The 14,196-nt window shown below is 55.4% G+C and carries 12 protein-coding genes; 10 read left to right on the top strand and 2 right to left on the bottom strand.

Annotated elements, in window-relative coordinates; genetic code table 11:
- Nucleotides 1-49: 49 nt before the first annotated feature.
- The 10 genes from QJ48_RS06075 (at nucleotide 50) to QJ48_RS06030 (ending at nucleotide 12,816) form a co-directional block, all read left to right on the top strand.
- Nucleotides 50-2,194: a PAS domain-containing sensor histidine kinase gene (locus QJ48_RS06075; RefSeq protein WP_054972748.1), complete on the top strand. Its 2,145-nt coding sequence runs from the start codon at nucleotides 50-52 to the stop codon at nucleotides 2,192-2,194.
- A 112-nt stretch (nucleotides 2,195-2,306) separates the two neighbouring features.
- Nucleotides 2,307-2,918 (top strand): sulfite oxidase-like oxidoreductase, encoded by a 612-nt coding sequence (locus QJ48_RS06070; RefSeq protein WP_054972747.1) that lies wholly within the window; start codon nucleotides 2,307-2,309, stop codon nucleotides 2,916-2,918.
- Between the two features lie 202 nt (nucleotides 2,919-3,120).
- Nucleotides 3,121-4,230, top strand: a complete 1,110-nt coding sequence (murF, locus tag QJ48_RS06065; protein WP_054972746.1) for a UDP-N-acetylmuramoyl-tripeptide--D-alanyl-D-alanine ligase — start codon at nucleotides 3,121-3,123, stop codon at nucleotides 4,228-4,230.
- Nucleotides 4,231-4,442: 212 nt separating this feature from the next.
- On the top strand, nucleotides 4,443-4,871 hold the full coding sequence (locus tag QJ48_RS06060) for a universal stress protein (RefSeq protein WP_054972782.1): 429 nt from the start codon (nucleotides 4,443-4,445) through the stop codon (nucleotides 4,869-4,871).
- 426 nt (nucleotides 4,872-5,297) lie between these two features.
- A complete protein-coding gene (locus tag QJ48_RS06055; protein WP_054972745.1) occupies nucleotides 5,298-7,082 on the top strand; it encodes a LytS/YhcK type 5TM receptor domain-containing protein in 1,785 nt (594 codons plus the stop codon).
- On the top strand, nucleotides 7,057-7,839 hold the full coding sequence (locus QJ48_RS06050; RefSeq protein ID WP_054972744.1) for a LytTR family DNA-binding domain-containing protein: 783 nt from the start codon (nucleotides 7,057-7,059) through the stop codon (nucleotides 7,837-7,839). Before QJ48_RS06055 ends, QJ48_RS06050 begins: the two co-directional genes overlap by 26 nt.
- Before the next feature lie 243 nt (nucleotides 7,840-8,082).
- Nucleotides 8,083-8,412, top strand: a complete 330-nt coding sequence (locus tag QJ48_RS06045) for a DUF485 domain-containing protein (RefSeq protein WP_054972743.1) — start codon at nucleotides 8,083-8,085, stop codon at nucleotides 8,410-8,412.
- 3 nt (nucleotides 8,413-8,415) lie between these two features.
- Complete coding sequence (locus tag QJ48_RS06040) at nucleotides 8,416-9,951, top strand: cation acetate symporter (RefSeq protein WP_054972742.1); 1,536 nt, start codon at nucleotides 8,416-8,418, stop codon at nucleotides 9,949-9,951.
- Nucleotides 9,952-10,089: 138 nt separating this feature from the next.
- Nucleotides 10,090-12,540, top strand: coding sequence for a CoA-disulfide reductase (locus QJ48_RS06035; RefSeq protein ID WP_054972741.1), 2,451 nt, complete (start codon nucleotides 10,090-10,092; stop codon nucleotides 12,538-12,540).
- Nucleotides 12,541-12,555: 15 nt separating this feature from the next.
- A complete protein-coding gene (locus QJ48_RS06030) occupies nucleotides 12,556-12,816 on the top strand; it encodes a metal-sensitive transcriptional regulator (RefSeq protein WP_010493553.1) in 261 nt (86 codons plus the stop codon).
- 66 nt (nucleotides 12,817-12,882) lie between these two features.
- Here the strand turns inward: QJ48_RS06030 and QJ48_RS06025 are convergent, their stop codons facing one another.
- Both QJ48_RS06025 and QJ48_RS06020 read right to left on the bottom strand, forming a co-directional pair.
- On the bottom strand, nucleotides 12,883-13,284 hold the full coding sequence (locus tag QJ48_RS06025) for a helix-turn-helix domain-containing protein (protein ID WP_054972740.1): 402 nt from the start codon (nucleotides 13,282-13,284) through the stop codon (nucleotides 12,883-12,885).
- 166 nt (nucleotides 13,285-13,450) lie between these two features.
- On the bottom strand, nucleotides 13,451-14,053 hold the full coding sequence (locus QJ48_RS06020; protein WP_054972739.1) for a TetR/AcrR family transcriptional regulator: 603 nt from the start codon (nucleotides 14,051-14,053) through the stop codon (nucleotides 13,451-13,453).
- Nucleotides 14,054-14,196: the final 143 nt, after the last annotated feature.

Below are 14,196 nucleotides of genomic sequence, written 5' to 3'. Positions count from 1 at the left end.
GAAGCGGGACCGCATCAGGTCGACATGTCGAAGGAGGTGTCTGCTTTTCATGGAGCAGGATTCCCTGATCAAGTACTGCTTCACCTATGCCCCCGGCGGTATCGCGCTTATTTCGACGGAAGGATATTTTATCAGGGTCAACCCGGCGTTCTGCCGCCTGCTGGGCTACACCGAAGACGAGTTGGCGAGCCGGAAGGAGAAGCAGTTTACTTATCCGAATGACCCCGGCGTTGAGGAGGCAGCCGCCCGGCTGCTTGAGCCCGGCGCCGCATCCGCGGTGGTCAAACGCTACCTGCGCAAAGACGGCGGCACAGTCCGGGTAAAGCTCGACGTCATCCTCATCCGCAATCGGGACGGATCGCACGACGGCTTCTGCGCCTACGCATCGGAATGGCCGGAAGCTGAGGAGCCTCAAATGCTCCAAGCGGCGGAGCTGTACGAGATGGTCTCGGAGCATACCCGCGGTGTCATCTCTTATGGGATTGACGGCGTGCTGCAGTTCGTTTCCCCGGCCTCGCTCAAGCATCAGCTTGGCTTCGAACCGGAGGAACTGATCGGAAAGCACGCCTCCGAATTCATCCATCCGGACGATCTTGAGGCTTTGGGAGAACAAACCTTTCGGGACTCGGATTCGTTCATCTGCCGGATTCGCCACAAGCAGGGGTATTATATCTGGTTTGAAGTTTCCGTGAAGCGGGTCATCGACCCGGAAGGACCCCAAGTGAAAGAAATCTATATCGGCCGGGACGTCACGGAACGGGAGCGGGCGCAGGCTGCGCTTCGCCATAGCGAGCAGAATCTGGCGCAATCGCAGCGCATCGCCCGTTTGGGCAGCTTTGAATGGGACGCGCTAACCGGCAAGATGCTGTGGTCGGGCGAGCTGCGCCGCATTCTGCAAGCCGATCTGCATGCAGAGGTGACGTACGAGGAGCTGATGGCCCGCATTCACCCGAATGACCGGGAGGCGGCGCGGCAGTCGATGCGGGGAGCGTTGGCCGGACGCGAAATTCAAGTGGAATGCAGGATCGTCCTGGGCGACGGGACGGTCAAGTTCATTCGGATTCAAAGCGCTACGACACTGACCTCGAAAGGAAGACCGCTTCGGATCAGCGGGACGATCCAGGATATTACGGGCCAGAAGCTGATGCTGCAAATGCTTGAAGAAAGCGTAGACCGGTATACTTCGCTTAAAAAATACAATTTAGATGCGATCGTCTCGCTTAACAGGAGCGGGATCATCACGTCGGCCAATCCTGCGGCCGAAACCATTACCGGCTATTCCGTGCTGGAGCTGATCGGCATGCCTTTTGCCGATTTGCTGGCATCCGAAGAAGAAGGAACGCAGACGCAGCTTCATAGAATCATGCACGAAGGCGCCTTGTCCGGCATGGAAATGCAGATCGTCCGCAAGTCGGGGCAGCCGGCCTATCTGCTCGCGACGCCGGCCCCGATCTACGTTAACCGCAAGCAGGTCGGCTGCTACCTTATCGCCAAGGACATTACGGAGCAGAAGCGGAAGGACGAGCTCCTGCTCAAGTCCGAGAAGCTGACGATTGCCGGACAGCTTGCCGCAGGGGTCGCTCACGAAATCCGCAATCCGCTGACGGCGCTCAAGGGCTTCGTTCAGCTGATGGGCCGATCGGAGCACAGCTATTCGCAATATTTGCCAATTATGAAGGAGGAGCTGGAGCGGATCGAGGTGATTATCAGCGAGCTGCTGATGCTGGCCAAGCCGCAAGCCGTTCAAATGAAAATCGCCGACCTTGCCGTGCTCGTTCAAGAGGTGATCATGCTGACCAGCGCGCAGGCGCTGCTTCTTAACATCGAGATCCGCTTCTTCCCAACCGGTGAGCCGCTGCCGATCCGCTGCGACCCGAATCAGATCAAGCAGGTGTTCGTCAACTTTTTGAAAAATGCATTCGAAGCGATGCCGCGAGGGGGGACGATTGACGTAAGTATGGAGGCTGTGGAGCAGGGACTTGCCTTGGTCCGCATCGACGATCAGGGCTGCGGCATTTCGCAGGAGCAGCTGCGGCAGATCGGCGAGCCGTTCTATTCGACCAAAGAAGCGGGGACGGGACTCGGCTTGCTCGTCAGCCACAAAATTATCGAGCATCATAAAGGCCGGATTCATATCGCCAGCGAGGTGGACATCGGCACGACGATTCAGGTCACGCTGCCCATTCACCGTTAGCAGTCGGCAGGTACGTTCTAAGGTGAAGCCGGTTGAGCGACCGCAATGTGCGGCCCCTTTTTTACGGGTATACTAGAAGGAAAAGACGCAGCGTGAAAAGGAGGCGTAGTTTATGACGACGGATAACAAAACGCCGCAGCCGGAAGCGGGAGGACCTGCGCCGGAGCGTGTGCCCCCCGGCCAGAAGGTGACGGAAGGCTTTCCCGTGCTGCATTATGGCGAAATTCCTTACTACAACGACATGGGCAAATGGAGCTTGCGCCTGTTCGGGTTGGTGGACGAGGAGCTGACGCTGAGCTATAAAGAGTTTTTGGCGCTACCGCGCCGGGAGTTCCGCAACGATATCCACTGCGTGACGACCTGGTCCAAGCTGGACAACGTCTGGGAAGGCATAGCCGTAGCCACGCTGATGGAGCGGATTAAACTGAAGCCGGAAGCGCAGTACGTGATGCTGCACGCCGAGCACGGGTGGAGCACGAACCTGCCTTTGGCGGATTTCCTGCGCGACACGACGTTTCTCGGTATCCGGCATAATGGCGTGCTGCTTTCGCCGGAGCACGGCTATCCGGTGCGCGCGGTCGTCCCGCACCTGTATTTCTGGAAAAGCGCCAAATGGCTGCGCGGCATCGAATTTATGGAGAAGGACAAGCCGGGCTTCTGGGAGCGGAACGGGTATCACATGTATGGTGATCCCTTCAAGGAGGAACGCTACGATTTTGATTGACAGGGCATAAGCTCTGAAAATGCCCGGCATCTGCAACGACCAGGTGCCGGTTTTTCGTTTGGTTTCCCGCCTTCAATTGAGTAATCGGGCATGTACCCCTGTTGGGACAAAATTGCTATCCTTTAAAATAATCGTAAAAAGTGTTCATCAAGGGATAAGTCTTTCAAGGGAGACATTTTACGATTGGCGGTGGACGGGGTAGATGAGGAAAAAATCAATTCTGTACAAACCGATCATTGCGGTCACCGGCAGCTCCGGTAAAACGACAACAAAAGAAATGATTGCCGCGGTATTGAAGAAACGTTGGAAAATTTTCAAATCGCCTCAAAATCGAAATGCCGTGTCGGCCACCAAAAGGCATGCAAAATTGCTCCGTTCAGCTCACCGGGCCGTTGTTTTGGAATATGGCATGCAGTATTACGGAAACATCAAACGCCATTGCCACTATATTCGTCCCAATATAGGGGTTATTACCCATATTGGAAGGGCCCATATCGGCAATTTTGGCGGCCGAATTCAAGGTGTGGCCAAGGCGAAGTCGGAATTAATCCGTTACATGAAATCGACAGGGACCTTATGGCTAAACGCCGACGACCAGCATTCCAAACTGCTGCGAACGAAGGGATTCAAGGGCCGCATCGTGCGAATCGGAATCCGCAACAAAGCCGTTTACCGGGCGTCTCAAATCCATAACGCCAAGCGCGGAATGACATTCCGGGTGAAGCTTGACGGGAAAGAACACCGTTTTTATATCCCTATTTTAGGAAGGCATAATATTTATAACGCGTTGTTTGCAATTGGCATTGCACATCGTTTGGGATTTACACCGAAGCAGATCCAGAACGGCCTCAAAACCTATGAAAAGCCAAAAAGACGGCTGTACGTCTACAACTTGAGAAGAGGCATAAGAATAATCGACGATTCTTACAGCGCAAATCCGGATGCGGTAAAAGCTGCCCTTGATGTATTGTCCGCTACCGGCAAAAACAAAAAAATTGCCGTACTGGGTTCCATGTCGGAATTAGGCGCATATGCAGTCAAAGGCCATAAAGAAATAGGAAGCTACGCAGCGCGAAAAAACATCACTCATATATATGCAATTGGAAAGCATGCCTCACAGATTATCGCTGGAGCCAAACAAGCGGGCTTTCCCGCCCAGAACTTGCACAGCTTCGTCTCCAGGGCACAGCTTCACAAGGCATTGGCTCGCGTTATACAACCTGGCACAACTATTCTTGTAAAAGGGTCAAATCAGATGAGGATGAACAAAACAGTAGCGTATCTGAAGCAAATTTATTTCAAAAGCAGATAGAATGCATGAATCGTGAAATGACCGGCGTTCGTATCGGACGCCGGTTTTTGTATGGTCACATTTGGCGCACCTTATTTCCATTTTCATGAGATCGTAGTGTTTACATTTGTATTTCCCCGAATCGCCGCAATACTGTGATCCATGTCATTCCTATCGGGGAGGAAGAACGGTAACATAAATTAAAGTAGATCTGAGTGAAAGGGATGTTGTTCATGCCGTATCAAAACATATTGGCCGCATTCGACGGCTCGGCATTATCGGTAAAAGCGCTGGAAAAAGCAATGAAATTTGCTCAAGATCATGCCGCGAGGCTGGAAGTGATTCATGTCTGCCATATTCCCGTTCCCGTGTTCGGAGGGCCGCTGTATGCAGCACCGTTCAACGAGGATAAAGATTACTTGCTCGCCGCCCAAGCGATTATCGATGAAGCCAAACGCTTAACCTCGCAGCTGCCAGACGTCAAGGTGATCCTGAAGCAGGGGCAGCCGGCTCTTGCGGTTCTGGAATACGCCGAAGAAAGCGGATGCGACCTGATCATTATGGGAAGCAGAGGACTGGGCGGCCTGCGCGAGTTTGTTCTTGGCAGCGTCAGCCATCATGTGGTTCAGCACTCCAAGGTTCCGGTGCTGATTGTCAAGTAACTCGGTTCAACGCACCTGCAAGGTGCTGTGCTTGTCGCGAAAGTGCCAATTGAAGTAGTAGAGGTGTACGAGTGGGTGGGGTATCCACTTCCGACCGCTGCTCCACCCCGCAAAGTGAAGTTGAATCAGGGAAGCTTAGTCCGAATACTTTACGGGGACCCCGGGTCCTCGGGAAATTTGATTGGAAGCCGCTTAGTAGCGGACATTTCCCGAAGACAAAGGCGGCCGCTATCGCTTCTCCAGTGGATACCCCACCTCCGTTTGCATCTCTATTTTCGTAAAAGTCCACTTTCTCAACAATCTCCGCACCTTTACGGTGCTTTTTTTATTTCCGTAAGCACGATCAAAGTCCATCCAAAAAGTTTACTCTTCCGCGCTCAATTCCGGGTATAATGGGGATAACTAGCCAAGGAACGGGGGATGCGGATGCAGCACTTAACCTTGCTGCTCATGGAGCGGATGGGCCTGCTATTGTTGATTACGTTCATCCTTACCCGAATCCCTCAGTTCCGTTATCTGCTTGACCGGAGGCCGGATTGGAGAACCGGATTGACGTTTTCGCTGGTTTTCGGTCTGGTCAGCATCGGAGGCACGTACGCCGGGGTGACGATTACCGGGGAGAAGGTGGACTCTTCTTTTCTCGTAGCTTCTCTTCAGCCGGAGGAGGCGATGGCGGATTCGGCGCTGATCGGGGTGATGGTGGCCGGTCTGCTCGGCGGGGTCGCCGTAGGCACGGGGGCCGGTCTCATCTCCGGCATTCACGCGTACAGCCTGGGCGGAATTACCGGCGTCGCCGATGCAGTGTCTACGCCAATCCTGGGTCTCTTGGCCGGACTGGTCGCCCGCTTCTTTGCCGAAGAAAGAGTCATCGCGCCGGTGAAGGCGCTGTTTATTAGCGTGTTCGCTCCCATCTTGCAAATGGGCGTCGTGCTGATCGTGAACGAGTCTTCGCCTGCCGCAATCCACACGGTGGACCTCATCGGGATCCCGATGGTGGCGGCCAACAGCGTAGGGGTCGGCATTCTGGTCGCGATGATTCAAGCAGCCATGAAGGAGGAGGAGAGGGCCGCCGCCTCCGAGACGCAGCGGGCGCTGCATATCGCGGAGATGGCGCTTCCTTTTCTTAAGCAGGGGCTGACCTTCGAGACCGCCGAAGCGGCGGCCAATGTACTGCGCCGCGAGCTTCGCGCCAGTGCGGTCGCCATTACGGATACGAAGCAAATCTTGGCGCATGCAGGCACAGGAATGATGCCGGGCATCCAAGGAACGCCGATCGCTTCAGAATTGTCGAGGAAGGCGGTCCAAACCGGGGAGATTCAGATTGCCCGAACGAAGGAACAGATTCAGCCGCACCATCCGGCGATCGGCGCGGCGATTATTGTACCGATCCGAAGCGGGGGACAAGTCGCGGGATTAATCAAATTGTATTATCCCAGCGTCAGGCAGATCCGTCCGGTGGAAGAGGCTTTTGCCCAAGGGCTGAGCAAGCTGATCTCGATTCAGCTCGATATCGCGATGGCGGAGCAGCTGAGAAGCTTGATGAAGGATGCAGAGTTGAAAGCGCTTCAGGCGCAAATTAACCCGCACTTTTTGTTCAATACGCTCAATGCGATCGTCACGCTGATTCGGATCAAGCCTGAAGCGGCCAGACGGGTTACCGTGCAGCTCGGGCATTACATGCGCATGAACCTGACGATGACCCAAGCGCCGCTTGTCCCGCTGTATAAGGAATTGGAGCATCTCCATACGTACCTCGGCATCGTGAATATCCGGTTCGAGGACCAGCTTTCCGTCGATTGTCAGTGCGATCCCGGCGTGGAATCCGTGTCCATCCCGCCTTCCACGCTTCAGCCGCTGGTGGAAAACAGCATTCATCACGGCTTTAAAGGGCGGACGGACAGGGGCGACATTCATGTCGAGCTCCGCCGCGTAGCGGACGGGGTTCACATAGTGATCAAAGACAACGGCAACGGTTTTCCGGCGGAGGTATTGGAGAAACTGGGGGCTTCTCCGGTCACGGGCGGCGGGAGCGGAAGCACGGGCATTGGAGTCTATAACGTGAACCGGCGGCTGATCCATTTGTTCGGTCCGGAGGCGAGGCTGAAATTTTCCAACCCGCCCGAGGGAGGGGCGCGCATCGAATGTACGATACCTTATCAAGCGGAGGAAAGGCGTGAAACGATAGATGAAAGTGATGATCGCAGAGGATGAGCGGCTGGCGCGGGAAGAGCTGACTTATTTATTGTCCCGGGAACGGGATGTCGAGCTGCTGCCTTTCGCTACGAGCGGCGTTCAATTGCTGGAACTGGCAGCGGTACACAAGCCGGACGTCGTCTTTCTCGACATTCATATGCCTGGCCTGGACGGGGTACAGACCGCACACAAGCTGATGGATGTCGAGCCGCGGCCGTATATTGTTTTTGCTACGGCTTACGAACAGTATGCCGTGGAAGCGTTCCGTCTGGAAGCGGCCGATTATTTGTTAAAGCCTTACGACGAGGAACGCCTGCGTCAAACGATGCAAAGAATACGCAAAATGCGGAATCCTTCCGAAGGGACGCTGGTACCGCCCGTTTCTGTGGCGGCTTCGGCGGCTGTGGAAGGAGCGGCCCGGTCCAGGAGCGCATTCAAGCCGAAGCTGCTGATCGATGACGGCAGCCGTATGGTGGTGGTCGAGCCGGCGAAGATCAGCTACGCGGTCAAGGAAGAGAAGCTGACGCAAATTCATATGGCCGACGGGCAGGTGCATGCGACCCGGCAAACGCTTCAGGAGCTGGAGGAGAAGCTGACGGGGTATGCCTTTTTCCGGACGCACCGCAGCTATTTGGTCAATGTGGACCGCATCGATGAAATCGAGCCGTGGTTTAACGGCGCTTATAACGTCGTCTTAAAGGATGCCGGGCGGAGTAAAGTACCTTTGTCCAGAGTAGCGGCCAAGGAATTGATCAAGCGGCTGCAGGGAGAATAACAGGACGGGAAAGACCGCCGTTCAGGACGGCTTTTAACCGTTTGAGGGACGTTTTTTGACATTTCGCGCCGAAGTTCAAGTGATCAGCACCTTCCTATGCTACAATAATAAAGCGCTTACAAGTAAATTACTGGGACCTGGGACCGATGAATAAAGCGTCTCGGTTCCGATAGCGCAGCGGCCGGTACTTCCGGCAGACGTTAGACCAAGAGCGACGATCAATCTTTGCAGGAGGGAAAGCCCATGAAAGAACAATCCCGAAGGAATGCTTACAGCGAAATCGTACGCTCCGATACGTTTCGCAGGCTGATGGTCCAAAAGAAACGTTTTATCCTGCCGATGTCGATCTTTTTCCTCGTGTTCTACTTCGTTCTTCCGGTCCTGACCTCGTATTCTCAAGTGCTGAACACCAAAGCGGTCGGTTCGGTCACGTGGGCATGGATTTTCGCTTTCGCGCAATTTATTATGACCTGGGTGCTGTGTTCGCTGTATACCCGCAAGGCGGTGGAGTTCGACGCCTTGGCCAGACAAATCAAAGACGAATCCAAAACGAGCCTGCGGAAGGTGGGGTAGCCGATGATGAATACGGCCTTTCTCTTGTTTCTGATCATCGTGGCGGGAACGCTGGTCATTACGTATTATGCGGCCAAAAAAACGAAGACCGCCAGTGAGTTTTACACCGCCGGAGGCGGGTTGACCGGCTGGCAGAACGGTCTGGCCATAGCGGGCGACTATATGTCTGCGGCTTCCTTCCTCGGGATCGCCGGGATGGTGGCGCTGTTCGGCTTTGACGGCTTCTTTTACAGCATCGGCTTTCTTGTCGCGTACCTTGTCGTGTTATATCTGGTGGCGGAGCCGCTGCGCAATCTGGGCAAGTATACGATGGCGGATATGATCGCGGCCCGTTTCGACAACAAGAAAGTACGAGGCGTGGCGGCGCTGAACTCGATCACGATCTCGATCTTCTATATGATCGCCCAATTGGTGGGCGCAGGAGCCTTGATCAAGCTGCTGCTTGGTCTGGAGTATTCGACCTCGGTCCTGATCGTCGGAGCGTTGATGACCGTCTATGTCGTCTTCGGCGGCATGACGGCCACGAGCTGGGTGCAGATCATCAAGTGCGTGCTGTTAATGGCGGGTACGTTCATCATTTCGCTGATTGTGTTCGCCAAATTCGACTTCAATCTCCTTCATATGTTCGACGAGATGGCGAAGGCTACGCCGCTGAAAGAAGCCTTCTTGAATCCGGGCAACAAGTTTACGAACGGGCTGGATACGATCTCGCTCAATCTGGCGCTTGTGCTCGGTACTGCGGGCCTACCGCATATTTTGATCCGCTTTTTTACGGTAAAAGACGCCCCGACCGCAAGGAAGTCCGTGGTTGTCGCTACTTGGGTTATCGGGCTGTTCTATGTCATGACAATTTTTCTCGGTTTCGGCGCGGCTGCATTTGTCGGGAAGGATGTCATTGTGCAGGCGAACGCGGCCGGCAACATGGCGGCCCCGCTGCTGGCCAAGGCGCTTGGTGGAGACTTCCTGTTCGCTTTCGTCTCGGCTGTAGCGTTCGCCACGATTCTGGCAGTCGTTGCCGGACTTGTGCTCTCGGCTGCCTCCGCTTTCGCGCACGACTTCTACAGCCATATTTTGCGTAAAGGGAAGGCGACGGAGAAGGAGCAGGTAAGATCCGCCAAGTTGGCCTCTGTCGGAGTTGCGATCATTTCGATTATCTTGGCGCTGTTTGCCCAGAAGCTGAACGTCGCTTTTCTGGTCTCGCTGGCTTTCGCCGTCGCCGCAAGCGCCAACCTTCCGGTCCTCGTGTTCACCGTGTTCTGGCGCAGATTCAATACCGCAGGCGCCGTGACGGGAATGCTTGTAGGCTTGATCAGCTCTTTGATCCTGGTGATGGTCAGTCCCAACGTATGGGACCCGGTCGCAGGGAAGGCCATTCTCGTCGGAGAGCCGCTCATATCGCTCACGAATCCGGGCATCATCTCGATCCCGATCGGATTCGTGGGCGCCATTGCCGGAACCTTGCTGTCCTCCAAGCGCAACGACGAGAAGTACGATGAGATTCTGGTGAAAGCGAATACGGGCATGCAAGAAGTTGTGTGAGTTGAATCGAATAAAGTTGTTCGGGAGTCGTGCCGGCGCACGGCTCTTTTTCTCGTTGTCCGGTTGACTGTAATACCCCGCTGGGTATATTATATACCCCATAGGGTATTTATTATTTAAAGAAAAGGACTGATTACCGTGTCTAGAAATATTGTCATTGTTGGCGGAGTGGCGGGCGGCGCTACGGCGGCTGCCCGGTTAAGACGTTTGAACGAGCACGATTCGATCACGATGTTCGAACGCGGGGAGCATATTTCGTTTGCCAATTGCGGGCTGCCTTATTATATCGGAGGGACGATTGCATCCCGCGACAAACTGCTGCTTCAATCGCCGCAGGGGATGAAGGACCGGTTCGGCATCGACGTTAAAGTGCGCACGGAAGTGACGGCGATCGACCGGGCGGGCAAAAAAGTACGGGTCAAGCAATTGGATACCGGAGAAGAAGGGGACTATCCGTACGATGTTCTCGTGCTATCGCCGGGGGCGAAGCCCATCGTGCCGGAAATTCCCGGTTTAACCGAGGCGGAAGCTGTGTTCACGCTGCGCAATATTCCCGATACGGACCGGATTCACGCATGGATTGACGAGCATAAGCCGCGTCATGCCGCCATTATCGGCGGAGGGTTTATCGGCGTCGAAATGGCCGAGAACCTGCGCCATCGGGGTCTTGAAGTGACGCTGGTGGAGCGGAACGGGCAGGTGCTGGGGCCGCTTGATCCCGAGATGGCGAAGCCGGTGGAACGGCACATGCATCTCCAAGGAGTTGATCTTGTGCTCGGTGCGTCCGTCGTCGCTATCGAAGATCGCGGGAAAACGCTGCGCCTGTCCTCGGGGCAAGTTCTCCGGACGGACATGCTGCTGCTGGCCATCGGCGTGACGCCGGAGAGCGGATTGGCCCGCGAGGCGGGGCTTGAGCTTGGCGTGAGAGGAGCGATCCGTGTAAACGAGCGGCTGCAAACGAGCGATCCGTCCATCTACGCGGTCGGCGATGCGATCGAAGTCAAAGACCGGACGCTCGGCTTCGAAACGGTGGTGCCGCTCGCTTGGGGGGCCAACCGCCAAGGGCGGCTGGTCGCGGACGCGATTCACGGACGGAAAGCCTCCTATTCCGGGGCTTACGGAACGGCGATTGTCCAAGCGTTCGACATGACCGCGGCCGTCACCGGGGTGAATGAGAAGACGCTGAACAAGCTGGGGGTTGCGTACGAGGCCATCCATATCCATCCGGCCTCCCACGCCGGGTATTATCCCGGAGCTGCGCCGCTGTCGCTTAAGCTGCTGTTCGATAAAGCAAGCGGCGCGATTTATGGCGCGCAAGCCGTCGGGCAGGATGGGGTGGATAAGCGGATCGACGTGATTTCCGCGGCGATGCGCGGAGGGTTGACGGCAGCGGAGCTGGCCGATCTGGAGCTGGCGTACGCGCCTCCGTATTCGTCGGCCAAGGACCCGGTGAATATGGCCGGATACGTCGCGTCCAACATGATGGAAGGCTTGGTCGAGACGATGCAATGGCACGAGGTGGATGCGTATGTCGAGGGCGGCGGACTGCTCGTTGACGTCCGGGATGAAGCCGAACGGATGACGGGCTACATTCCGGGCTCGGTCTGCATTCCGCTGAACGATCTGCGCAACCGGCTGCACGAGCTGCCGCTCCAGCATCCGGTTGTCGTCTCGTGCCAGGTTGGCTTGCGGGGCTATGTCGCGGCCCGGCTTCTTCAGCAGCACGGGTACCGGGTGCGCAATTTGGACGGGGGGTACAGGACGTACGCCGCGATGGCTGACGAGCCGCCGCTTCCGGTTCCCGAGACGGGCAGCGCTCCTTCGGCGGTGTCGACCGATTCTCCGGCCCCGGATTCTCCTGTTCAAGTTCAGGTCGACGCTTGCGGGTTGCAGTGTCCAGGCCCTATTATGAAAGTATACGAAGCGGTCCGGCAAATGGCCCCGGGAGAACGGCTCGAAGTGAAGGCCACCGATTTCGGATTCGCCGCGGATGTTGCCAAATGGTGCGAAAAAACAGGCAATCCGCTGGAGACGGTCGAGTCTTCACCCGAAGGCGTGCGGGCGGTGCTCGTGAAAGGGGCCGATGCCGGACCTCAGCAATCCGCCCCGGCTTCGTCCAAAAACGGGGCGACCATGGTCGTGTTCAGCGGCGACCTGGACAAAACGATCGCTGCCTTCATCATTGCTTCGGGGGCAGCGGCGATGGGGAAGCCGGTCACGATGTTTTTCACCTTCTGGGGCTTGAACGTGCTGCGCAAGGCCGAAGCCCCGGCCGTCAAGAAGGACGGCTGGGAGGCGATGTTCGGGATGATGATGCCCAAAGGCGCGGCCGCCCTTCCTTTGTCCAAAATGAACATGGGAGGTCTTGGCGCCAAGATGATTCGCCGCGTCATGCAGCGCAAAAATGTCGATTCGCTGGAAGCTTTGATGGGCAATGCGATCCGGTCCGGCGTCAAGCTGGTCGCATGTACGATGAGTATGGATATTATGGGCATCCGCAAGGAAGAATTAATCGACGGTATCGATTATGCCGGCGTGGCGGCCTATTTGGGCGATGCCGAGGATTCGGGCTTGAATTTGTTTATTTAGAAGAGGTGATTCGGTGTGGAATACGATAATGCGGTCAAAAACCGGCTGAAGCGGATCGAAGGCCAGATCCGCGGAGTGCTCGGCATGCTGGAAGAAGGAAAAGATTGCAGGGACATCGTAACGCAGCTGTCTGCGATAAGGACGGCCGTGGACCGGACGATCGGCACAGTCATCGGGGCGAATCTGGAGCACTGTATCCGGGAGGAGCTGGAAAAAGGCAATTCGCCCGATCAAGTGATCCAAGAGGCCGTGCAGCTGCTGGTTAAGAGCCGGTAAGAACTGGGCTGTAACACCGCGTCGTGCGATGCACGGCGCGGTGGCGGGTGGTCAGACGATTGAAGGCTATAAGGAGGGAACGATCCCTCCCTTATTTTTTGTAGCTGCTTGCGCTGCGGCCGACTGTTGCTCGCTTTGTGTCCAACTGCTGTGCATGTAGCCCCAATCGCACATGCTTTTGAGCACGGCTTGCAGCGTTTTTCCGTGCTCCGATAACGAATATTCAACCCGGGGCGGAATTTCGTTGTAGACGACTCTCGTGATTAGTCCGTCCCGTTCCAGCTCCCGCAGTTGATTGGTCAGCATGCCTTGCGTGACATGGGGGAGATGGCGCCGTAATTCCCCGAACCGTTTCGTCCCTTCTTCCAACAGGATGAACAAAATCAGCGGCTTCCACTTTCCCCCGATCGCCTGCAGCGTGGTGACAACTCCGTGCGTCGACACGGAATGTTGCGGCGGCTCCTGCATTGTCCTCACTCCTTTGATAACGTACGTGTTAAGCTCCTTTAATTATGGCGAGATACAACGATTTTATGAAGTACTATTTTTGTTCGTACTTAGTACGAAAAATGTACTAAAGGTAGCGCCGAATGCAACGATGAGGATAACCGCCCGAGCCGTTTGATGATGCGCCTTATTTTTCCGAAGCGTGCTTATAGGTGTCCAGCATTTGCTCAATATGTTTCATCGCATATCCGACATGCTTGTTGTCCCGGGTCAACCGGCTTGCCATAATGGCGCCTTCGATCGAGGAGAAGACGAAGGAAGCTACCGATTCGGTATCCATATCGGCTCGGAATTCCCCGTCGGCTATACCCTGCTGCAAAATGCTTTGCAGAAACGAAAGCATTTCGTTGTAAGCCGTCAACGCGTGTTCGCGCATGCTGGGGTACGAATGATCGCTTTCTATGGCGGTATTTAAAAAGGGGCAGCCCCCTTGAATCGGAGGATGATGAACCGCGTCGCGGTATACGCCGCACATCGCCAATATTTTCTCCGTAGCGGTCTCGGAGCCTTGGATCGCTGCCGAGAAATGCTCCCACAGCACCTTCCCCGCATATTCGAACGCGGCAAAAGCAATTTCGTCTTTATTGGAGAAGTTGCGGTAAATGCCTCCTTTGGTCAAGCCGGTCGCTTCCATAATATCCTGTATCGTTGATCCGGAGTATCCCTTTAGATTAAACAGCTCCGCGGATTTTTTAATGATGTGGGCCTTCGTTTGTTCGCCTTTACGCATGGACAGATTCCTTTCTCGCCTTATCGTTGTGCGGAATGTAAGGACTCTTTTGCTTGTACATATATTGTAACATTTTACGGGTGAGCTATAGTACTTGGTAATATATAATAAAAAAAGAAACCGGACGGTCCGGTCTCTAGTGA

The organism is Paenibacillus sp. A3 (assembly GCF_001399685.1).
GTDB lineage: Bacteria > Bacillota > Bacilli > Paenibacillales > NBRC-103111 > Paenibacillus_G.
The sequence above is the reverse complement of the archived record's forward strand: the minus strand, read 5'-3'. Positions and strand labels throughout refer to the sequence as shown.